The sequence below is a fragment of the Streptomyces sp. NPDC002467 genome, from assembly GCF_042889825.1.
GTDB lineage: Bacteria > Actinomycetota > Actinomycetes > Streptomycetales > Streptomycetaceae > Streptomyces.
In genome coordinates this window covers 191,658-212,582 of the sequence record NZ_JBIARJ010000008.1, presented here as the reverse complement: position 1 = coordinate 212,582, position 20,925 = coordinate 191,658, and the positions used below count along the sequence as shown (strand labels likewise).

Sequence of the window (20,925 nt, the reverse complement as noted above, 5' to 3'; positions counted from 1 at the left end):
GTCGCTCATGGGCCTTCGAGAGATCAAGAAGCAGCAGACCCGCACGGCCATCGCCGACGCGGCCCTGCCGTTGTTCCTGGAGCGCGGCTTCGACCAGGTCACGGTCGCCGAGGTGGCACGGCACGCGGGTGTGTCCACCAACACCGTGTTCAACTACTTCCCTGCGAAGGAAGACCTGTTCTTCGACCGCCAGGCCGAGGTCGAGAACCACCTCGCCGCCCTGGTGCGCGACCGAACCCCGGGGACCTGCCCCGTCGAGGCCGTCCGGGACGACCTGCTCTCCGCTCTGAGGCATGACGACCCCATGCTCGGAGCGCCCTCGTTCTGGCAGGTCATCGATGACAGCCCGGCCCTGCGCGCCCGCGAACGCGAGATCGGTGAACGCATCGAGGCCGCTCTGGCGACCGCCCTGGCCTCGGACGCGCCCGGCGGTACACCCCTGCTCATCGCAGGAGCCATCGCCGGAACGCACCGCGCCGCTCTGCGCGAACTCCGACGACGCGTCATGTCCGGCCAACCGCCCGCACCCGCCCGCGATGCCGTCGCCTCGGTGGCCCTTGAGGCCTTCAGCCTCCTCTGCTCCGGCTTGCACACCCTCTCGGGGCGGCTGCCTGAGGTGAAGGGCGATGAGGGGTGACCGGGTGAAGTACTTCGGCTTCTATGACGCGGTGCCGTGCAAGATCGGCTCTGGTGTCCGGCCGGACGATCTCCCGAGAGGTCCGATCGGGTCGGACCGGGCGGCCCTGGCCGCGTACATGGCGGCCTGCGAGTGGCTCAGCGTCGCGCCTGGGGTGGAGCGCGATCCGTTCGACGAGTCCCGGGAGGTCATGGGCGGCTTCAGCCTCCGGACCGACGGGGAGTGGGTGTGGCCGAGCATGGCCTGCCACCTGGTTCGTGTCCACGATCTCGTCGTTCCACCGGAGTTCGAGCAGCGGGTGGTGCGGCGGGGCCACGTGGCTCCCGCGCTGACCCACGAGGAGATCGTCGAGCTCTTCCTGTCGGTGAAAGCCGAGTTGTGGTGAGTGCCCGTCTCCGAGCCGGTGTCGGTGGTGCCGGTTACCGTGCCCGCCATGAGCATGTGGATCTACTTCCAGGGGCTCGACCCCTCCGTGCTGCCCGGAGACCCGGCAGGCTTCGAGGCCCTGTTCGACGTGGAGTTCGACGAGCTGCGGCGGCGGGTCAGGGCCGGTGAGGCGGTCTGGTTGGAGACGGGGTTCTTCCAGCTGGACGAGATCTATTGGTCACGCGGCGACGGAGAGCTTCCCGTCTTCGGTGGCCGACAGGTACCGGACGCTGCCGGCGGCCCCGGTCATGTGGCCGTCGATCCACCGGACGTCGTCCGCGCGGCGGCGTATCTGGAACGCGTGTCGTTCCCCGACCTCTGGGAGGACTGGCGTCAACGCCAGACTCCTGCCCCGGACGAGGACCTGTGCGACCGCCTGGTCCGATATCACGAGAACCTGCGGACGTTCTACGCCAGGTCGGCGGAGCGTGGCTGGGCAGTGGCCAAGTACTTCTCCTTCTGACCGACTGTTCCAGCAACCCGTGACGGCCTGATCGACGCCAGGCGACGTCAGCTGTGTAGCGATCGTGGGCGGCCTATGTCCAGGCCAAGGCGACCGTGGACGCCGTCGAAGAGGAGCGCGTAGCGATTTGGGGCGCCCGTCCTCCCGCTCAGGCTCTTGTGGTCGACATGTGGGGGAGTGCGGCCGCTGGGCCGGAGTCGGGTCGGACATTGCCGTTCTTCCCGGCCCGACGCGGAAGGACAGTGGGGCCGACGGGAAATCCCCAACCCTCTCTGGCTTCCGGTCAGGGGTGGCGGCCCCTTACCGCCGATTGCTCGCGACCCCGACCAGGAACTCGCTCCAGGCCGTGGGGGTGACGGCCAGCTCGGGTCCCGCCGTCACCTTGGAGTCCCGGATGTGGATGGCGTCCGTACAGGCGGCGACCTCGACGCAGTTGTCGCCCTGGCTGCTGCTGTAGCTGCTCTTGAACCACCGCAACTGAGAGCTGTTCACAGGGATCCTCGCATTCGCATCAACAGGCCCGCGCTGTCCGCCGGGTTGAGGGCCTGGATGCGAAGTTTGGCATATTGCCGATGGAGATTGCTGACCGCTTTCGGGTCGGAGATGACTTGGCCCATCTGTGGGCCCTCGGTGTAACCCAGCCACTCGTGCTCCTCGGTTTCGAGGAGGCAGAAGGGCCTATCCGTCCCCGCATGCTCCGGGCTCACGGTAGGCATGATCTGCAGATCCACATTCGGCAGCTTCGCCACCTCCAACAGGTGGTCGATCAGCTCCCGCGTCACCTCACCCCCACCCGTCTGCCGCTCGATCACCGACTGCTCGATGATGAAGCTGAAGGCCACGTACGGGGTCTTCAGGAGCAGGGCCTGCCTCGCCAGCCGGAAGATGATGCGCGCCTCCGCCTGTTCCTCGGTCGGCAGTGGTGGGACGTCGCGGATCTGGGCCCGCGCATACGCCTCCGTCTGCAACAACCCCGGAATCGACCTGCACTCGTACGTATTGAGGGCAAGGGCCGTCTCCTCCAGGTCCGCCCACCGCCTGAACCACTTGGCCAGCCCCCGCTGCCTCGTCAGCCGCTTTGCCGCGATGCGGATGACGCCGAAGGCGTCCAGGACCTCCTCCGCCTTCTCCACGAACCTTCTGGACGGCTGGCGGCGGCCCTGTTCCACCGAGGCCACGTACTGGACCGAGTAGCCGACCAATGGGTGGAGTTGTTCCTGAGTGAGCCCGGCCCGCTTCCGGAACGCCTTGATGGTTTCGCCGAAGTTCCTCAGGTCGTCGTCGGGCTCGACCTCCCCGTCGCCGATCTCGCCGATCTCGCCGCTCTCGTCGCCGGCCGTCGCAGTCGTCACAGCGTCACCTCCCCGCAGCAAGGTTCACGCACCGTGACTGACACTGTCCAGAGAGTCGACTACTACTCTTCAAAAGTAGTAGTCGGGTTGCTGGGAACTGCACTGCTCACGCGGGACGTTCATCCCATGACCGCACCCGCCGGACCCACCCCGGCCCTCGTACGCACGTTCACGCAGCGTTTCAGCAGCACCCCCCGCGGGGCCCGCCTCGCCCGGCAGCTCGCGCTCGTCGAGCTGCACGACTGGGGCATCCCGGAGTCCACCGCGCTCTCCGTCGACGCGGGCCTCCTCGTGGCCGAGCTCGCCGCCAACGCGGTGACCCACGGGCGGGTGCCCGGCCGGGACTTCGAGCTGCGGATGACCTTGCTGGACGGCCTCCTCCGCATCGAGGTCTCCGACGCCCGCCGGGACCGCCGCCCGGCCGTCCAGCCGCACGCCTCCTTGGCGGAGTCCGGCTACGGCCTGCGGGTCGTCGAGGCGGTGGCCGTCGACTGGGGGGTCGTGGACCGGCTGATCGGCAAGACGGTCTGGGCGGAGCTGAGCCACCGGGCCGCGGCCGTGGCGCGGATGCGGCAGATGGTGGCGGACGGTGAAATCGACTTCAGCGGTCTCGGTACACCTCGCGGCGGTGGCCTGCCGCCAGGACCCAAATGATGAGTCGACCGTCCTCGACGGTGTAGACCACGCGGTAGTCGCCGACGCGGAGGCGCCAGCGGGATGCGTGCCCCTGGAGGGCCTTGATGTCGAAGGCCGAGGTGTCCCCGGCCGTGAGGGCCTTCTGGAGTTCGGCGAGCCGATACAGGATCCGCAGGGCATCGGGGCGGGGGACCTTCAGGAGGTCGCGTTGTGCGTGTGAGGTGAACCGGGTGACGTAGCCCATTGGTCAGGCCTGGTCGCGGAGGATGGCAGCCATTTCCTCAAGCGACACGGACCCTTCGAGGCCTTCGCTCTCGGCTTCGTCGGCGAGGCTGTTCAGCCATGAGTCCTCGGCCTCATCGGCAAGGCGGCGAAGGCGCTGGTACTCGTCGATGTCGATCACGACGGCTTCTTGCTTGCCGCGGCGCGTGATGATCGTGGGGACGCCCTCGCGGCGTGCGCGGTCTATGGCGTCCGCGAGGTGGCTGCGTACCTCTGCCATGGATTCGATCACGGGCTCGCTCATGCAATCAATGTACCAGATGTACATGAACGTCCATTGGCCCACACCGGACCCCAGGGTGCCGGTGCGGGCCGAGCCGCGTGCCCGGTACGGCGGCCCGCTACTTCTTCGTCGGGAGCGACGGGAGCTTGCCCGGTTCGCTCTTCTGGAAGGTGTCCGCGCCGGCGCCCTCCCAGGTGACCTTCAGGGTGGTGGCGTCCACCGAGTCGACCTTGCCCTTCGAGCGGGTCGCGCCGGCCGGGCACTTCAGGTCGAAGGACTTCCCGTCCGTGGTGCCCTCGCACGTGGCGCCGGTGGCCGCCTCGACCACGAACGCCCTCTGGCCCTTGACCGTGAGCACCACGCCCTTGCCCGGGTTCTGCATGGAGATCCAGCCGCCCTCCAGGCTGCCCGCACCCGCACCCGCACCCGAGCCCGCACCCGTGCTCGCGGTGGCGGCCGGGGCGGGGGCCGAGGCGGCCGGGGCGGGCTTCTGGTCCGCCTTCGGGGAGGTGTCGCTGCCGCAGGCGGTCAGGGCCAGGGCGGCCGCGAGTCCGGTGGCGGCGAGGGCGGTGATACGCAGGTGGCTGTGCACGGGTAGTCCCCCAGGGAGGCGATGTGAGCGGCCGAACGCGCCGAAGCGGCGGCGGCCGGAGTGATCAGAGGCACTCGGGGACACGCTCGCGGGGCCGTGGCGGTTCCGCCCGCCGTGACTCAGGGGGCGCGGAGGGTCAGAGGTACTGCGCGAAGTCGTCCAGTGCCCGCAGGATCTCCGCCTCCCCGGCCGACGGCAGCTGGAGGACGACCTCCTCGATGCCCAGGTCGGCGTAGTGGCTCAGCTTGCCCGGGGTCGGCTGGACGGCGTACGGGACGACCTGGAGGGACTTCGGGTCGCGGCCGGCCGTCTCCCAGACCTGGCGCAGAACCGGGAGGGACTCCGTGAGGCCGCGGCCGCCGATCGGGAGCCAGCCGTCGGCGTGGTCGGCGATGGCGGCGAACAGCTTCGGGCCCGCCGCGCCGCCGATCATGGTGCGGGGGCCGTGGAGGGGCGTGCCGGGGGCGAGTTCGCGGGCCGGCTGGACCGGCTTGGGGTGGGCCTCGCTCGCCTGCACGGAGGAGTACTCGCCCACGTACGCGGTCGGCTCCGGCGCCCACAGGGCGCGCATGAGGGCCATCCGGTCGCGGACCAGTTCGCGGCGGGTGCGCCACTCGACGCCGTGGTCGGCGGCTTCCTCGACGTTCCAGCCGTAGCCGATGCCGAGGGTGACGCGGCCGCCTGAGAGGTGGTCGAGGGTGGCGACCTGCTTCGCGAGGTCGATCGGGTCGTGTTGGGCGACGAGGGTGATGCCGGTGCCGAGGTGCAGCCGCTCGGTGACGGCGGATGCCTGGCCGAGGGCGACGAAGGGGTCGAGCGTGCGGCCGTACATCTCCGGGAGCTCCCCGCCCATGGGGGCGGGGCTGACGCGGCTGACGGGGATGTGCGTGTGCTCGGGGAGGTAGAGCCCGGAGAAGCCGCGCTCTTCGAGGGCGCGGGCCAGGCGTACGGGCGAGACGGTGCGGTCGGTCAGGAAGACGGTCGTGGCGATCCGCATGTGCTGGCACCTCCGAGACGTGGGAATCGACGTAACGGTACGGGCTGGGCGCGCGAATGTTGAGGGGGCGTCAGATCACGTGTGCGGGGTAGCGGGACAGCCAGGGCCCGCCGGCGGCGGTGTCGGCGCCGGCGGCGGTGGGGCCGTGGAGGCTCGGGCCCTGGGTCATTTCCAGGGCGAAGTCGTCGGCGAGTTCGAGGACGGTGGCGCGGCCTTCGAGCTCGGCGAGCCAGGCGGCCGGGAGTGCGGTCTCGCCGTGCTGGGCGCCGAGGAGGGCCCCGGTCAGGGCGCCGGTGGCGGGGGAGTCGCCGCCGTGGTTGACGGCGAGGCGCAGGCCGTGCGGGATGTCCTCGGCGACCAGGGCGCAGTAGACCGCGATCGCGAGGACCTCGTCGGCGGTGCGGCCGTCGCCGGGGGAGAGCGCCTCGATCGTGTCGGGGCCGGGCGCCGCGCGGGTGACGGCGGACAGGGCGCGCTGGAGGGCGTCGGTGACGGGCTGGTGGCCGGGGCGGGCCCCGAGCAGGCCGAGGGCGCGCTGGACGGCGGAGTCGAGGGAGTCCCCGCGGGTCAGGCCGTGCACGATGACGGCGAAGGCGCCGGCGGAGAGGTAGGCGGTGGGGTGGCCGTGGCTCTGTGCGGCGCACTCGACGCCGAGCTGGAGGACGAGGGCCGGTTCCCATCCGACGAGCAGGCCGAACGGGGCCGAGCGGGTGGCGGCCGCGGAGTCCTGGGCGGTGGGGTTCTTGGGTCGTCCGAGGGTGCCGAGGGTGTCGTCGGCGAATCCGGTGAGGGAGGCGCGGTCGGGGTCGCGGCGGACGTAGAGCCACTCCTGCTGCGCGAGCCAGCCGTTGTCCTCGCGGCGCTCGTCGGGGCCCCATTCGTTCTGGGTGGCCCACCAGCGGCGGTGGGCGCGGTGGACGTCGGTGGGCGGGTGCCAGGCGCCGGTGTCGCGGCGTACGTGGGCCCGCACGAGTCCGTCCACGGTGAAGAGGGTGAGCTGGGTGGCGGCGGTGACGGCGCCGCGGCGGCCGTGCGCGGGGGCGGGCTCGGTCAGGCCGTGCGGACCGTGTTCCTCGCGGATGGCCGGGAGGGCGAGCGCGGCGAGGGGCGCGCCGAGGGCGTCGCCGATGGCGGCCCCGAGGAGCGTGCCGCGGACCCGACTGCGGAAGTCCTGCTGCTCGGCCCGGCCCCACAGCCCGGTCGCCGCCGCTGGGCCGCCGGTGGCCCGGGGGGCGGTACGGGCGGCCGGAGCCCCGCCCGCTGCCGCGGAGCCGGTCGCCGTGCCGGCGGGAGGTGTGGGCGCTGCCTGTGCCGGGGTGGGGGCGGGCAGGCCCCCGGGCGGGTTGGCTGCGGCGGGGGGTGTGCCGCCGGGCGGGGTCGGCGCGGCCAGGACCGTGGCCGCAGGGGCGGCGCCGTGCGGGGTGCCGGTCGGCGGGACGCTCCCGCCGGCGGGCGTGCCACCCGCTGCCGCGGAGCCGGTCGGTGTGGCGCCCGGCGGGGTCGCCGGGGTCAGGGGGAGGGGGATCGGACCGAGGGCGGCCGGGTCCGGGCCGGGGTCGTTGTTCGTCGTGTCGCTCGTACCGATCACTTCATCCACCCCCGGCTCAATGGCCTCCCGCCGCGCATGCGAACCCGCACTGTAGTGGACACGCCCGATCGAATTCGGAACGAGTGTGCCAAGCGGCGCGGAAGTGCGGGGAGAACGGCCGGAAAGCGAATACTTCCGGCCGCGACCTGGCCGATGGCACGTTTTGCCACTCGTCGTGGGCTGGGCCGGTCCCGGCCATGTCTCGTTCATCGGCGGTTTCCCGCGGCCGCCCAGTCTCGGCGGCATGAAGAAGGCCCTCCTCGCCGCGACCGTCGTCGCCTCCGCCCTCACCGCCTCCCTGGTCGCGGTCCCCACCGCCTCCGCCACCGGCTGGGACCTCCCCTGGTCCGGCCGGCACGACCACGACGACCGGTCCTCCATCCCGTTCACCGAGGCCTCGGTCACCGCCGGAGCCGACGGTTCGTACACCGTCAAGTGGAGTGCCAACGGCACCCGTCGCGTCCAGATCAAGGCGAACGGCAAGGTCGTCGCCAAGGGCGGCGCCAAGGGCGAGGCCGTCGTCACCGGGCTGCCCGCCGCCGACCGCCAGTGGTTCGACTTCGACCCCGAGCGCGGAGAGGGCCTGCGCCTCGCCGACCGCCTCGTCAAGCTGGAAGGCGCCGTCAACTTCCGCGACGCGGGCGGCTACCGCACCACCACCGGCCAGTGGGTCAAGATGGGCGAGGTCTACCGCTCCGACGCCCTGAACAAGCTGACCGCGAACGACCTGGCCAAGCTCCAGCGCCTGCGCGTCAAGACCGTCTTCGACCTGCGCATGCAGGACGAGCGCACGAAGGACGCCGACAAGGTCCCGGCCGGTGCCACCTACGTCGTCGCCGACGTCTTCGCCGGCTCCGGCTCCTTCCAGACCATGCCCAAGACCCCCGACGAGGCCGTCAAGGCCATGGTCGACGCCGAGAAGGCCATGGTCGGAGGCGAGGGCGGCAAGAAGGCCTACACCCAGGTGTTCGAGGGCATCGCGAACGACGACGCCCGTACCGTCCTGTTCCACTGCACCGCCGGCAAGGACCGGACCGGCTGGGCGAACGCCGCCCTGCTGACCGCGCTCGGCGTGCCCGGCGAGACCGTGATGGCCGACTACCTGGCCAGCAACGACTACCGCAAGGCCGCCAACGACGCGATCCTCTCCCACCTGCCCGCCCCGCAGGCCGCCGTCTACAAGCCGATGCTCGACGTCCGCCCCGAGTACCTGAACTCCGGCTACGACGAGGTCAAGGCGAAGTACGGCTCCTTCGACCGCTACCTGAAGGACGGCCTGGGCATCGACGCCCGTGAGCTGAAGCAGCTCAAGAAGGACCTCCTCGTCGGCTGAGACGACGAGTGGTGGCGGGAAGGGCCCGGCCGGAGTGATCCCCGGCCGGGCCCTTCCCGCGCGACCCACTCGGTCAGTCGAGCACCGGCAGCAGCTCCGGCAGGTGCCCGTCCGAGGCGCGCGCCGCCTCCTGCCGTTCCCGCGGGACCTCCCCGTACAGCGTCGTACGCGGCTTCGCGGGCCGGCCCGCCGCCTCCGCCACCGCGATCAGGTCCTGGACCGACTTGTACGATCCGTAACTCGACCCCGCCATGCGGGAGATGGTCTCCTCCATCAGGGTCCCGCCCAGGTCGTTCGCCCCCGACCGCAGCATCTCCGCCGCGCCCTCCGCACCCAGCTTCACCCAGCTCGTCTGGATGTTGGTGATGTGCGGGTGGAGCAGGATCCGGGCCATCGCCGTCACCGCCCGGTTGTCGCGCACCGTCGGGCCCGGCCGGGCGATCCCCGCCAGGTACACCGGCGCGTTGGTGTGGATGAAGGGGAGGGTGACGAACTCCGTGAAGCCGCCCGTCTGTTGTTGGATGCGGGCGAGGGTGCGGAAGTGGCCCAGCCAGTGCCTGGGCTGGTCCACGTGCCCGTACATCATCGTGGAGGACGAGCGGATGCCCAGCTCGTGCGCGGTGGTGACGACGTCGATCCAGTCCGCCGTCGGCAGCTTGCCCTTGGTGAGGACCCAGCGGACCTCGTCGTCCAGGATCTCCGCCGCCGTGCCCGGGATCGAGTCCAGCCCGGCCTCCTTGGCGGCCGTCAGCCAGTCCCGTACGGACATCCCCGTCCGCGTCGCCCCGTTCACGACCTCCATCGGCGAGAAGGCGTGCACGTGCATGCCCGGCACCCGCTCCTTCACCGCGCGCGCGATGTCGAAGTACGCCGTCCCCGGCAGGTCCGGGTGGATGCCGCCCTGCATGCACACCTCGACCGCGCCCACGTCCCAGGCCTGGGCGGCGCGGTCGGCGACCTGTTCCAGGGAGAGCGTGTACGCGTCCGCGTCCGTACGGCGCTGCGCGAACGCGCAGAACCGGCAGCCGGTGTAGCAGACATTGGTGAAGTTGATGTTCCGCGTGACGACGTAGGTGACGTCCTCGCCCACCACCGACTTGCGCAGGTCGTCCGCGATCCGACACAGCGCGTCCAGCGCCGGCCCGTCCGCGTGGAGCAGCGCCAGGGCCTGCTCGTCGGTGAGGCGCGTCGGATCGTCGGCGGCCTGCGCGAGCGCGGCCCGTACGTCCGTGTCGATGCGCTCGGGCACCATCCCGGGGGCCGCGATCTCCCGCAGCGCCTCCCAGTCGCCGTACACCTCGTCGAAGTCCTCGCGGCGGTCGCCCGTGCGGCCCTCGGTGTCGATGGCGCTGTGCAGGTCCGTGCGGCCGTAAGAGGAGAAGCCCTCGTCCGGCTCCTGCCAGGGGCGGCCCTCGACCGCCGCCGTCTCGTCCGCCAGGCCCGTCTCCGCGTCGGCCAGCGCCCGTACGTGCGGCAGCAGCCGGGGGTCCAGCCAGGGCTCGCCGCGCTTCAGGAACTCCGGGTAGATGGTCAGGCGTTCGCGCAGCTCGAAGCCGGCGGCCGCGGTGCGTTCCGCCAGTTCCTCGATGTGCGGCCAGGGGCGCTCGGGGTTGACGTGGTCGGGGGTCAGCGGCGAGACCCCGCCCCAGTCGTCGATGCCCGCGCCGATGAGCAGGGCGTACTCGGAGTCCACCAGGTTCGGCGGGGCCTGGATGCGGGCGCTCGGGCCCAGGATGTGCCGGGCCACGGCGATCGCGGCGGCCAGCTCCTCCAGTTCCGCGTCCGGCATGCCGCGCATGGCGGTGTCCGGCTTGGCGCGGAAGTTCTGGACGATGACCTCCTGGACGCCGTGGTAGCTGCGCTGGATGCGGCGCAGCTCGAAGAAGGCGTCGGCGCGCTCCTCGTACGTCTCCCCGATCCCGATCAGGACGCCGGTGGTGAAGGGCACGTTGGAACGGCCCGCGTCCTCGAGCACCCGCAGCCGGACGGCCGGGTCCTTGTCGGGGGAGCCGTGGTGGGGGCCGCCGGGCTCGGACCACAGGCGGGTGGCGGTGGTCTCCAGCATCATGCCCATGGAGGGCGCGACGGGCTTGAGCCGCTGCAGGTCCGACCAGGACAGCACGCCCGGGTTGAGGTGCGGGAGCAGCCCGGTCTCCTCCAGGACGCGGATCGCCATGGCGCGCACGTAGGCGAGCGTGTCGTCGTAGCCGTGCGCGTCGAGCCACTCGCGGGCCTCGGGCCAGCGGTCCTCCGGGCGGTCGCCGAGGGTGAAGAGCGCTTCCTTGCAGCCCATCGCCGCGCCCTGGCGGGCGATGTCGAGGACCTCGTCGGGGGAGAGGTACATCCCGTGCCCGGCCTTGCGGAGCTTCCCGGGCACGGTCACGAAGGTGCAGTAGTGGCACTTGTCGCGGCACAGGCGGGTCAGCGGGATGAACACCTTGCGGGAGTACGTGATGACACCGGGCCGCCCGGCGGCGGCGAGCCCGGCGTCCCTTACGCGTGCGGCGGAGGCGGCGAGGTCCTTCAGGGCCTCGCCGCGCGCCTGGAGGAGTACGGCCGCCTCGGTCGCGTCGAGCGCGACGCCGTCGCGGGCCCGACGGAGCGCACGGCGCATCGCGTTGTCGGTCGGAGCGTCACTCGGAGTGGTCATGCGGTGAGCATACGATCCGCTCGAGCGCGGGCAGAGCGCGTCATCGCATCAGCTCACCGGCATTGACCAGCAGCGACTGGCCGGTTATCGCCCGTGCCCGGTCGGAGGCGAGGAACGCGGCGGCGTCGGCCACGTCCCCGTCGGTGGCCAGATCGGGCAGTGCCATGCGGTCGGTGAGGCGCTTGTGCACCTCCGCTTCGGGCACGCCCTCGGTGTGGGCGGAGAAGGTGACGAAGGCCTGGACGGGCGGCCCCCACATCCAGCCGGGCAGCACGGTGTTGACGCGGATCCGGTGCGGGCCGAGCTCGCGTGCCATGGAGTACATGGCCGAGGTCAGAGCCCCCTTGGAGGCGGCGTAGGCGGCCTGTTGCACCTCGTTGGGCGCGGCGACGGCGGACTGCGTGCCGATGATGACCACGGAGCCGCCGCGCTCCTTGAGGGCGGGCAGGCAGGCGCGCGTCATGCGCAGCGTGCCGAGCAGGTTCACGTCGATGATCTGCTGCCAGGTGCCGAAGTCGGCGTCCTCGATCCCGCCGAAGTACGAGTCCCACGCGGCGACGTGCACGACGGCGTCGACCCCGCCGAACCGCTCCTGCGCGAGCGCGACCAGGGCCTGGCACTGGGCCTCGTCGGAGATGTCGGTGGTCCGGTAGGCGGTGTGCACGCCGTCGGGGTCGATCTCGGCGGCGGACTTGGCGAGGTTCGCCTCGGTCCGCGCCCCGAGCACGGCGTTGCCCCCGTCCCGCACCACGGTGGCGGCCACCTGGTGCCCGAGCCCGGCCCCGACGCCGGAGACGATGACGGTCTTCCCTTGCAGCAGCATGCCGTGCCTCCTGGGCGGGCAGGGTGGTGATCTGACGGGGCGTCAGGGTACGGGGGTGGTGCGGCGATGTGAAGGGGTGCGGATACGGGGGCCGGGTGCGGGCGCGGGTCCGGGTGCCGCTGCGCGGAGCGGGTCCCCTACCCGCCCTTCCGCCGTTCCCCGGGGCTCCGCCCCGGACCCCGGTCCTCGAACGCCGGACGGGCTGAAAATCCAGCCTCGCCGGCGTTTGAGGCGCGGGGTCTGGGGCGGAGCCCCGGTTCGGGAAGGGGCGGGGTGGGGGAAGCCCCGCGGGGCCCGTTACTCGGCCGCAGCCGGCCTCGGCCCCGGCCCCCGCCGGGAGGCACCCGGTGGGAGGCACCCGGTGGGCTCGGGATGCCCGAACCCGCGGGGGCGCCCACAATGAGGCCTAGCCGATGTCCCTGCTGCCCCGCGGAACGGAGATCGCCGAAGTGGCCCATCGCGACGGCCGCGGCCGCGCCGCCGAGCCCTCCGCCCGCCCCGACGAGGCGGGCGCGGGGCGCGGCGACTACTCCGGCGCGGTCTACGGCTCGCTGCTCGCCGCCTCCGTCGTGGTCGGCGCCGGAATCCCCGGCACGTTCCCCCGGCTGCACCTGGTCGTGCTGCTGCTCTTCACGGGCGTGGTGTTCTGGGCCGCGCACGTCTTCGCGCGCCTCTTCGGAGCCCGCATCGTCAGCCACCTGAGCTGGCCCGTAATCCGCCGCATGGCCAGGAAGGAACGCCCGATCATCGAGGCGGCCGTCCCGCCGGCCCTCGCCGCGGCCATCAGCCCCCTGTTCGGGCTGGGCCCCAACGGGATGGCCTGGCTGGCGCTCTTCGTGGCCCTGGCCGGCCAGGTGGGCTGGTCGGCGGTGGCCGCCAGCCGCGCCGGGGCCACGCGCGGGCTGATGGTGGTCGCCGGAGCGGTCAACCTCCTGCTGGGGAGCCTCATCGTGCTGCTGAAGGTCGCGCTCCAGCACTGACCTCGGCGGTCCCGGACGGCCGACGGTCAGGGGCGGGCCGCCGCCGCCAGGCGGCGCGCTCCCTCCGCGATCTCCTGCGGGGTGTGCGTCGTGAAGGACAGGCGCAGGGTGCGCGGGTCCGGAGCGGCCGTGAAGAAGGGGGCTCCCGGGACGAACGCGACGTCGTGGGCGATGGCCGCCTTCAGCAGGGTCGTCGCGTCGTGGCCCTCGGGCAGCCGAGCCCAGACGAACATGCCGCCCTCGGGCCGGTTCCACGTGGAGCCCGCCGGGAGGGCCGCGCCGAGGTGCGCCAGCAGGGCGTCGCGGCGGGACCGGTACGCCGCGCGGACCCGGCCCACGTGGGCGTCCAGGTCGGCCGCCGCGAGGTAGTGGGCCGCGGCCAGCTGGTCCACCGTCGAGGTGTGCAGGTCGGCGGCCTGCTTGGCGACGACGGCGGCCCGGCGCAGCGCCGCCGGCGCCCGCAGCCAGCCCAGTCGCAGCCCCGGCGCCATCACCTTGGAGAAGCTGCCGAGCAGCGCGGTGCGGTCCTCGGCCCCCGGGTGCGCGGCGATCCAGGGGACGTCCGCGCCCTCGTAGCGGAGCTCTCCGTACGGATCGTCCTCCACCAGCCACAGCCCGAGCCGCGCCGCGGTCCGCGCGACCGCCGCCCGGCGGGCGGCCGGCAGGGTGCGGCCGGTCGGGTTCTGGAAGGTGGGGATCGTGTAGAGCAGCTTCGGACGCTCCCGTATGACGAGCTCGGCCAGCGCGTCCGGGACGATCCCCTCCTCGTCGCACGGCACGGGCACCACCCGCGCCCCCGCCAGCCGGAAGCACTGGAGCGCCGCGAGGTAGGTGGGGTTCTCGACCAGCACCACGTCCCCCGGCTCGACCAGGGCCCCGGTGATGAGAGTGAGGGCCTGCTGGGATCCCGAGGTGATCAGGACGTCGTCCGCGCCGGTGGCCAGGCCGCGCGCGGTGGCGCGGGCGGCGACGGCCTCGCGCAGCTCCGGGGCGCCTTCGGTGGTGGAGTACTGGAGCGCGCGCCGCGCCGAGGCCGCGAACGCGGAGTCGTAGGCGGCCCGCAGGCCCTCGGTGTCGAAGAGCTCGGGCGCGGGGAGGCCGCCGGCGAAGGAGATCACCCCGGGGCGTTCGGTGAGCGCGAGGATCTCGCGCACGGGGGAGCCCTCCACGGAGGTGGCGCGGGCGGCGAACGAGGGCGGCGCGACGGCGGAAGTGGCGGCGGCGGCAGGCACGGTGGCTCCTCGGGAGTCGGGTGCGGGCATCGTAGCCAGAGAAATGTGTAGGCGACACCTATGTATCGCATGGCGAACGACCGTGCGGCGAACGGCCGGGGCCGGCTCCGTCCGACCCCTCCCGATCTGACGTCGCATCAGCTAGACCGGTGCCATGACGACAGACAGGCAACAGGACACCCGCGTCGAGGACTACGCCGAGCTAGCGGCGGTCGGCCCCTACGGCGTCCACCCCGGCCACGCTCTGATCACGATGGTGGAACCGCACCCGGGCCACGAGTTCGCGTACAACCGCTGGTACGAGGACGACCACTACTACGCCGGCGCCATGGCCATGCCGTGGATGTACGCCGGCCGCCGCTGGGTGGCCACCCGCGACCTCCAGGAGCTGCGCTACCCGGAGAAGTCGGCCGTCGCCCAACCCGTCACGGCGGGCTGCTACATCTCGACGTACTGGGTCACCGAGGGCCGCTACGACGAGCACATGAAGTGGACCGTCGGCATCAACAAGCGCCTCAACCGCGACGGCCGCGTCTACCAGGACCGGACGCACGTCTTCACGTCCTTCCAGGACCACCAGGCCACCGTCTACCGCGACGGCGCCGCCGGCCCCCGCGACTTCCACGCCCTGGACCACCCGTACGCCGGGCTCGTGCTCCAGGTCGTCGACGCCGAAGGACCGGAGCAGCGGGCGGAACTGCTGGAGTGGCTGCGGTCGAGCGCCCTGCCGAAGCGGCTGCACGGCTCGCCGGCCGCGATGGTGACGGCCTTCCGGCCGACCCCGCTGCCCGGCGACCGGATGACCTACGTCAAGCAGGTGGAGGGGGTCGACACCCGCCTGACGCTCCTCTGGTTCCTGGAGGCCGACCCGCGGACCTGCTGGGACCGTTTCCAGGGGCTGGACGCGGAGGTCGCCGGGTCGGGGCTGGGCCGGGTGGAGCTGGTGGCGCCGTTCATCCCGACGGTGCCGGGGACGGACCGGTACGTCGACCGGCTCAGGTAGCCGGGATCCCGTACGGCCGGGCATGGCCGAGCCCCCTCGGCCAGGACGGCGTGCCGGTCGAGAGGGCTCACTGGGTGGTACCGGTGCTGCTGGTCGATGTCAGTCGAATCGAGGCGGTTGGGACGCATGCCGTGACGTTCAGGCGAGGCGGCCCATCCGGCCCTCGGTGACGTCGGCGACGAAGGAGGTCCAGGACCCGGGCGCGAAGGTGAGGGACGGACCGTCCTGCACCTTCGAGTCACGGACCGCGATGGCCTCCACGACGGGGGACTTGACCTCGACGCAGGCGCCGTTCCCGCCGGAGTAGGAGGACTTGACCCAGTTTTCCGTGGCGCCCTGACGAATAGCCATGTTTCTCTCCGGTTCAGCGAGTAGTGCCGGTGGGGCGTCGGCCGAATTCGTGCTTTCCGGCCGACGTGATCGACGCTACCCGCACCTTCCGACGGGCGAAGGGGACGTTCACCCGACCGGGTGGCATATTCCATTCAGGCCTTCTGCGGCCGGGGAGTGACGGTGTACCGTACGGGCCCCACTCGCGACCTGCCCCCTTTCCGGCCCTTTTACCTGCCCTTGCCCGCATAGTGGTCGATGATCTCGCCGATGAACTGCCGCGTCTGTTCGACGTTGAGCGCCTGAGCGCGCAGGTGTTCGTACATCACGCTGTACTTCTGAACGTCGTTGGCCTTCTCCAGGTACAGATCGCTCGTGACGCCCTCGATGTAGACCACGGTCGAGTCCGACGCGTCCGGGAATTCCAGAATCGCGTACTGGCCGTTCATGCCCGGGTGCGCGCCCATCGTGAACGGCATCACCTGCACCGTGATGTACGGCTGCTCGGACTGCTCTATCAAGTACTCCAGCTGCCGGATCATCAGCTGCGCGTCCCCGACGTGCCTGCGGAGCGCCGCCTCGTCGATGACGGCCCACAGGCGCAGCGGTCCCACGTCCGGGTTGTTGTTGTCGGTCTCCGAGAGCCGCTTCTGGCGGTGCATCCGGACCTGGACGCGCTTCTCCACGTCGAGCGGCGCGGTCTCGGGCAGCGCGCCGCGGATGAGGGCCTGGGCGTACTCGGGGGTCTGGAGCAGGCCCGGAACCATCTGGGGTTCGTAGGTGCGCAGGCTGGCGGCGTCCGTCTCCAGGCCGATGTAGACGCTGTACGGGATGTCGCCGAAGGCGTGCCACCAGCCCTGCTGGCGGGAGTCCTTCGCCATCTGCATCAGGGAGTCGACGAGCCGACGGTCCTCGACCTCGTACACGTCGCACAGGTCGCGGACGTCGCGCTGGCTGATGGAACGACGGCCGTTCTCCAGCCGGCTGATCTTCGACTGGGAGACCAGCAGGCGCTCGGCGACCTGCTCGGCCGTCATGCCCTTGTCCTCGCGGAGCTTGCGCAACTCCATGCCCAGTCGGCGGCGTCGGACGGTGGGATTGACATTGGACGCCACGTGAACGGCACCTCCGCCTTCTTCTGTCTTCTTCTGCCGTGAGGCAGTTGTCTCTCTGCGTGCCTGATGTTGAGCAGACTGCCACCGAAGCGGTTCGCGCCGCTGGCGAACGGCAGGGAAAACAGACGCGCGGGGTGGCGGCACCGGCGAACCGGTACCGCCACCCCGCGCGCCGATGGCATTGCGGTGGAGCGGGTGGAGCGGGTGGAGCGGGTGGTGCTGGTCGAACGGATCGAACGGGCCGAACGGTCGGACTCGATCAGTGCGCGGCCGCGCGGGCCATCGCACCCGTCCGGCGCGGCTGCATCGGAACACCGCTCGCGGTGGCCCGGGCAGCCGGCTGGGCCGGTGCGCGGTCGCGGCGCGGCTGTGCGGCCACACCGTTCTGGACGTCCATGACGGCGTGCGCCACGAGGCCGCCCATCGGGTCGTGCCGGATCAGGTCCCGCAGTCGGGACCTGGACGACCGACCCTCGTTGCCGGGGTACAGGTGCTTGCCGAGTCCGACCGCGTGGGCCAGTGCGGCGAGCGCCGCGGTCCGCGGGTCCGGTGGTACGCCGGTGCGGATCGCCGTGTCGAGCCGGGTACGGATCTCCCGGCTGATGGCCGTGTCGGTCGCCTGGTAGCGAGTCGTCGGCAACACCCCGCACATCTGTCCCGCGACGGCATGGACCATGCCGCAGCGCTCCAGGTGCGCGAGGTAAATCTGGCGGAGCCCCAGGCGGGGTCCGCCGATCCAGTGGACGGCCCGTACCGGGCTGCCGCGCCTGCGCAGCAGTTCCAGTGCGGAGTCCAGAGTCGGATCTCCTGTCGGCCGTGGCATCACCACGGCGATACGATCCCCGTCAGGGGCTATCCGTCCTGCCAGAGCCAGCTCCACTAGCTGTGCCCCGGCCAGGCCGAGGTCGAGCGACTGCGGCTGCGCCGTGGTGCCCGTGGTCGGGTCCAAGGCGAGCAGCAGAAGCTCCTCCGGAATTGTTCTGCGGCTCCTGCCCATCCATGCCTCCCCGCGTGGATGAGTGACAGGGTGACGCCTCTCACATTCATCTGTCGAGAGCGCCTGCCTGCTTTGTGGGGGAACCCGCAGCTATGTCGTTCTCGTCTAGCACGGGGGCGATGCCCCCGAGACGGGACACTGTTAGACATTCGGACAACCGGTCGTGGCGTCGATGGAGGAGGAACGGTGGCGGGCGAGTCCCCCGACAAGTCGGTAGATGAAGGAACGCCGGGGGTGGCGGAGTCCTCCGAGGCGCGGGACCCGAGGCTGTCGGTGTTCCGGCCGAGGGAACCTGAGGGCGGGTCAGGCGACCCTGCCAAGGTGGACGCCGCTTCCGGCGGCGCCGGTTCCGGTGGAGACGACGCAGAACGGGATCCGTTGCGGGAGGCGGTGGCGGCATGGGTCGCCTCGTCCGAGGGCGGGCCCTCCGGGGCGGATGCGGATGCCGATGCCGATTCGGCGGCCGCCGAGGCCGATGCGGGCGCCGATGCGGCCGCCTCCGCCGGCCGGTCGGGTTCCGCGTCCGCGGAGGCTGACGCCGCGACCGATGGCGCGGAGCGCGGGGCCGGTGCGGCTGCGGCCGCGTCCGCCGGCAAGCCGGGTTCCGCACCCGCGCGGGACGAGGCCGCGGCCGATGGCGCGAAGTCCGCGTCCGGGGACGCGTCCGACGCGGGCGAGCCCGTGGCCGACGGCGCCGAGCGCGGGTCCGGTGCGGCTGCGACCGCGGGCAAGGCGAGTTCCGCGTCCGCGGACGACGAGTCGGCCGGCGGTGAGCGCACCGCGGTCTTCCGGGTCGCGCGCCCCGGTTCCGGTTCTGGTTCCGGTTCCGCCTCGGGCGGGGCCGTGAGCGGCCCGGCGAAGTCCGGGACTTCGGCTGCCGCCGACACGGGCGAGCCCGCGTCCGGCGCGGCTGCCGGTGAGGGCTCGACGTCCGGTTCCGGTTCCGCTCCCGCCAAGGACGCGGCCGCCGACACGGGCAAGTCCGCGAAGCCCGCTGCCGCGAAGCCCGCTGCCGCGAAGCCCGCTGCCGACGAGCGGCCCGACTCCGCTGCCGGCCCGAGCCGCCCCGCATCCGGTGACGCCTCCGCCGACAGTGAGCGCACTGCCGTGTTCCGAGCCGTGCGGCCCGGTTCCGGTTCCGGGTCGGACGAGGCCGCGAGCGGCCCGGCGAAGTCCGCGACTTCGGCTGCCGCCGACAAGGACAGGCCCGCGTCCGGTGCGGCTGCCGCCACCGGTGAGGGCTCGACGTCCGGTTCCGGTTCCGCTCGCGCGAAGGACGGGGCCGCCGACGCGGGCAAGTCCGCGCCCGCCGCGAAGCCCGTGTCCGGTGACGCCTCCGCCGACAGCGAGCGCACCGCCGTGTTCCGCGCCGTGCGGCCGGGTTCCGGTTCCGCTCCGGGTGGGGCGCCGGTCGATGCTGCGAAGCCCGCCGCGGGCGAGTCCGCCGACAGCGAGCGCACCGCGGTGTTCCGCGCCGTGCGACCCGGTTCGGGTTCCGGTTCCGGTTCCGCCTCGGGTGGGGCCGCCGGCGACGCCGCGAAGCCCGCGTCCGGTGCGGCCCCGGCTCCCGCCAAGCCCGCCGCGGGCGAGTCCGCCGACAGCGAGCGCACCGCCGTGTTCCGGGTCCCGAAGCCCGGTTCCGCCGCGCCCGCCTCAGGCGACCGGCCCGGTTCCGCCGCGCCCGCCACGCCCGCCTCAGGCGACCGGCCCGCTGCCTTCCGGGCGGTGAAGCCGGGGGGCGCGGCGCCGAAGGACAGTACGTTCGTACCGCTGCGCACCGATGACGCCGAAGCCGGACAGGAGTCGAAGCAGGAGTCGAGGCAGGCGCCGAAGCCGGCCTCGAAGCCGACGGCCACCACGCCGCCGGCCGCTCCGAGGCCCCCCGCGGACCACAGCGAGCGGACCACCCAGCAGCCGCTGCCGCCCAGGCCGCCGCTCGACCTGCTCGCGGACCTCACGAACAACCCGCCCCCGCCGCCGAGCCCGATGCGCACCGCGGTCCGGCGGCTCAAGATCTACACGCCGATCGTCGTCCTGCTGGCGGTCATCCTCGCCGTCGTCCAGCTGGTGCGCCCCCTGCCCAAGCCGACGCTCGTGATGACGGCGAAGTCCTCGTTCACCTTCGACGGAGCCGCCCCGCAGCTGCCCTGGCCCAGCGAGGGCCAGGCCTACATGGCCGCCGCCGGCCTCGGCACGCTCGGGCAGTCCGGCGAGCAGAAGCCCGTGCCGATCGCCAGCGTCACCAAGTCGATGACGGCGTACATCATCATGCGCGACCACCCCTTCAAGAAGGGGGAGAAGGGCGCGATGATCGACGTCGACAAGACCGCCGAGGCCGAGGGCCAGAAGGACAAGTCCGACAACGAGTCCACCCTCAACACGGTCAAGGAGGGCGACAAGATCTCCGAGTACGACGCGATCGCCGCCCTCATGATCCCGTCGGCCAACAACATCGCGCGGCTGCTCGCGCGCTGGGACTCCGGCACCCAGGAGGCGTTCGTCAAGAAGATGAACGACACCGCCAAGGAACTCGGCATGACCAACACGACGTACACGGACCCTTCGGGTCTGGACGCGACCACGGTCAGCACCGCCGAGGACCAGGTGAAGCTGGGCCTGAAGATCGTCGAGATGGACGCCATGATCGACATCACCCGGAAGCCCAGCTGGATCGATCCCTCGGGCAAGAAGTGGGACAACTGGAACCGCCTGGTTCCGGGCAACGACTCGCTCGGCATCAAGACCGGTACGACGACGAAGGCCGGCGGAAACCTGCTCTTCGCCGCGCAGAAGAAGGTCGGCAACACCAACCAGCTGATCGTCGGAGCCGTCCTCGGCCAGCACAAGGCACCGATCATCGACACCGTCATCGCCGCGAGCAAGCAGCTGCTGGTCGCCACCCAGAAGTCCCTCGACGGCGCGGTCGTCGTCAAGAAGGGTGACGTCGTGGGCTACGTCGACGACGGCCTCGGCGGCCAGACGCCGGTCGTGGCCACGGCCGACGTGCAGGCGGTCGGCTGGGCCGCGCTGACCGTCAAGGTGAAGCTGTCGGACGGCGGCGGCGCGATCCCGCAGACGGCGAAGGCCGGCACCGAGGTCGGCGTGCTGACCGTGGGCGAGGGCGCGAGCCAGGTCAAGGTGCCGGTGGCACTGAAGGGCGACCTCGTCGCGCCGACCGTCGGCAGCAAGCTGACGCGCCTCGGCTGACGGCCGGGAGGCGCGCGTCATCCGGCGTCCCGGGCAACCCCGGGGCGCCGGATCCCGTC

21 protein-coding genes are annotated in these 20,925 nt (G+C 72.1%); 8 read left to right on the top strand and 13 right to left on the bottom strand.

Annotated features, from left to right (window positions below; all coding sequences use genetic code 11):
- Positions 1–7 precede the first annotated feature (7 nt).
- From ACFYYJ_RS18945 to ACFYYJ_RS18935, 3 genes are read left to right on the top strand one after another with little or no spacing between them, the layout of a single operon-like run.
- On the top strand, positions 8–637 hold the full coding sequence (locus ACFYYJ_RS18945) for a TetR/AcrR family transcriptional regulator (protein WP_385362547.1): 630 nt from the start codon (positions 8–10) through the stop codon (positions 635–637).
- Positions 627–1,022, top strand: coding sequence for a hypothetical protein (locus tag ACFYYJ_RS18940; RefSeq protein WP_385129732.1), 396 nt, complete (start codon positions 627–629; stop codon positions 1,020–1,022). Before ACFYYJ_RS18945 ends, ACFYYJ_RS18940 begins: the two co-directional genes overlap by 11 nt.
- 48 nt (positions 1,023–1,070) lie before the next feature.
- The gene (locus ACFYYJ_RS18935) at positions 1,071–1,526 is read left to right on the top strand and encodes a hypothetical protein (RefSeq protein WP_389133793.1); all 456 of its coding nucleotides are present in this window, start codon (positions 1,071–1,073) and stop codon (positions 1,524–1,526) included.
- A gap of 300 nt (positions 1,527–1,826) precedes the next feature.
- Here ACFYYJ_RS18935 and ACFYYJ_RS18930 read toward each other — a convergent pair whose 3' ends face one another.
- Positions 1,827–2,018, bottom strand: coding sequence for a DUF397 domain-containing protein (locus tag ACFYYJ_RS18930; protein ID WP_389133790.1), 192 nt, complete (start codon positions 2,016–2,018; stop codon positions 1,827–1,829).
- Positions 2,015–2,899, bottom strand: a complete 885-nt coding sequence (locus tag ACFYYJ_RS18925; protein WP_389133787.1) for a Scr1 family TA system antitoxin-like transcriptional regulator — start codon at positions 2,897–2,899, stop codon at positions 2,015–2,017. Before ACFYYJ_RS18925 ends, ACFYYJ_RS18930 begins: the two co-directional genes overlap by 4 nt.
- A 105-nt stretch (positions 2,900–3,004) precedes the next feature.
- On the opposite strand from ACFYYJ_RS18925, the gene ACFYYJ_RS18920 reads away from it, so the two are divergent.
- Positions 3,005–3,532, top strand: coding sequence for an ATP-binding protein (locus ACFYYJ_RS18920; RefSeq protein ID WP_385362537.1), 528 nt, complete (start codon positions 3,005–3,007; stop codon positions 3,530–3,532).
- Here the strand turns inward: ACFYYJ_RS18920 and ACFYYJ_RS18915 are convergent.
- The 5 genes from ACFYYJ_RS18915 to ACFYYJ_RS18895 form a co-directional block, all read right to left on the bottom strand.
- Positions 3,480–3,758 carry a type II toxin-antitoxin system RelE/ParE family toxin gene (locus tag ACFYYJ_RS18915; protein WP_385362535.1) on the bottom strand — a complete coding sequence of 93 codons (279 nt, stop codon included), beginning with the start codon at positions 3,756–3,758 and terminating at the stop codon, positions 3,480–3,482. The genes ACFYYJ_RS18920 and ACFYYJ_RS18915 overlap by 53 nt on opposite strands.
- A 3-nt stretch (positions 3,759–3,761) precedes the next feature.
- Positions 3,762–4,040 carry a type II toxin-antitoxin system Phd/YefM family antitoxin gene (locus tag ACFYYJ_RS18910; RefSeq protein WP_385362533.1) on the bottom strand — a complete coding sequence of 93 codons (279 nt, stop codon included), beginning with the start codon at positions 4,038–4,040 and terminating at the stop codon, positions 3,762–3,764.
- Between the two features lie 97 nt (positions 4,041–4,137).
- Positions 4,138–4,611, bottom strand: a complete 474-nt coding sequence (locus tag ACFYYJ_RS18905) for a hypothetical protein (RefSeq protein WP_385362531.1) — start codon at positions 4,609–4,611, stop codon at positions 4,138–4,140.
- Positions 4,612–4,747: 136 nt separating this feature from the next.
- Complete coding sequence (locus ACFYYJ_RS18900) at positions 4,748–5,608, bottom strand: TIGR03619 family F420-dependent LLM class oxidoreductase (RefSeq protein ID WP_385362529.1); 861 nt, start codon at positions 5,606–5,608, stop codon at positions 4,748–4,750.
- Positions 5,609–5,678: 70 nt separating this feature from the next.
- Positions 5,679–6,803, bottom strand: coding sequence for an ADP-ribosylglycohydrolase family protein (locus ACFYYJ_RS18895; protein ID WP_389134011.1), 1,125 nt, complete (start codon positions 6,801–6,803; stop codon positions 5,679–5,681).
- Positions 6,804–7,440: 637 nt separating this feature from the next.
- Between ACFYYJ_RS18895 and ACFYYJ_RS18890 the strand changes: the two genes are divergently transcribed.
- Positions 7,441–8,529, top strand: a complete 1,089-nt coding sequence (locus tag ACFYYJ_RS18890; RefSeq protein WP_389133782.1) for a tyrosine-protein phosphatase — start codon at positions 7,441–7,443, stop codon at positions 8,527–8,529.
- 73 nt (positions 8,530–8,602) lie between these two features.
- Here ACFYYJ_RS18890 and ACFYYJ_RS18885 read toward each other — a convergent pair whose 3' ends face one another.
- Complete coding sequence (locus tag ACFYYJ_RS18885) at positions 8,603–11,179, bottom strand: bifunctional FO biosynthesis protein CofGH (protein WP_385366235.1); 2,577 nt, start codon at positions 11,177–11,179, stop codon at positions 8,603–8,605.
- Positions 11,180–11,219: 40 nt separating this feature from the next.
- Positions 11,220–12,002 (bottom strand): SDR family oxidoreductase, encoded by a 783-nt coding sequence (locus ACFYYJ_RS18880; RefSeq protein ID WP_385129746.1) that lies wholly within the window; start codon positions 12,000–12,002, stop codon positions 11,220–11,222.
- A 413-nt stretch (positions 12,003–12,415) separates the two neighbouring features.
- Between ACFYYJ_RS18880 and ACFYYJ_RS18875 the strand changes: the two genes are divergently transcribed.
- Positions 12,416–12,982, top strand: a complete 567-nt coding sequence (locus tag ACFYYJ_RS18875; RefSeq protein WP_385366234.1) for a hypothetical protein — start codon at positions 12,416–12,418, stop codon at positions 12,980–12,982.
- A gap of 26 nt (positions 12,983–13,008) precedes the next feature.
- On the opposite strand, the gene ACFYYJ_RS18870 is transcribed toward ACFYYJ_RS18875, so the two are convergent.
- A complete protein-coding gene (locus ACFYYJ_RS18870; protein ID WP_389133777.1) occupies positions 13,009–14,244 on the bottom strand; it encodes a PLP-dependent aminotransferase family protein in 1,236 nt (411 codons plus the stop codon).
- 124 nt (positions 14,245–14,368) lie between these two features.
- Between ACFYYJ_RS18870 and ACFYYJ_RS18865 the strand changes: the two genes are divergently transcribed.
- Positions 14,369–15,217 carry a hypothetical protein gene (locus ACFYYJ_RS18865; RefSeq protein ID WP_389133774.1) on the top strand — a complete coding sequence of 283 codons (849 nt, stop codon included), beginning with the start codon at positions 14,369–14,371 and terminating at the stop codon, positions 15,215–15,217.
- Between the two features lie 138 nt (positions 15,218–15,355).
- Here ACFYYJ_RS18865 and ACFYYJ_RS18860 read toward each other — a convergent pair whose 3' ends face one another.
- The 3 genes from ACFYYJ_RS18860 to ACFYYJ_RS18850 all read right to left on the bottom strand — a co-directional run bounded on the left by ACFYYJ_RS18860 (position 15,356) and on the right by ACFYYJ_RS18850 (position 17,659).
- On the bottom strand, positions 15,356–15,568 hold the full coding sequence (locus ACFYYJ_RS18860; protein WP_384737058.1) for a DUF397 domain-containing protein: 213 nt from the start codon (positions 15,566–15,568) through the stop codon (positions 15,356–15,358).
- A 209-nt stretch (positions 15,569–15,777) separates the two neighbouring features.
- On the bottom strand, positions 15,778–16,662 hold the full coding sequence (locus tag ACFYYJ_RS18855) for a helix-turn-helix domain-containing protein (RefSeq protein WP_385134261.1): 885 nt from the start codon (positions 16,660–16,662) through the stop codon (positions 15,778–15,780).
- Between the two features lie 259 nt (positions 16,663–16,921).
- The gene (locus ACFYYJ_RS18850; RefSeq protein ID WP_384585933.1) at positions 16,922–17,659 is read right to left on the bottom strand and encodes a GPP34 family phosphoprotein; all 738 of its coding nucleotides are present in this window, start codon (positions 17,657–17,659) and stop codon (positions 16,922–16,924) included.
- 321 nt (positions 17,660–17,980) lie between these two features.
- On the opposite strand from ACFYYJ_RS18850, the gene ACFYYJ_RS18845 reads away from it, so the two are divergent.
- On the top strand, positions 17,981–20,866 hold the full coding sequence (locus ACFYYJ_RS18845; RefSeq protein WP_389133769.1) for a hypothetical protein: 2,886 nt from the start codon (positions 17,981–17,983) through the stop codon (positions 20,864–20,866).
- Positions 20,867–20,925: the final 59 nt, after the last annotated feature.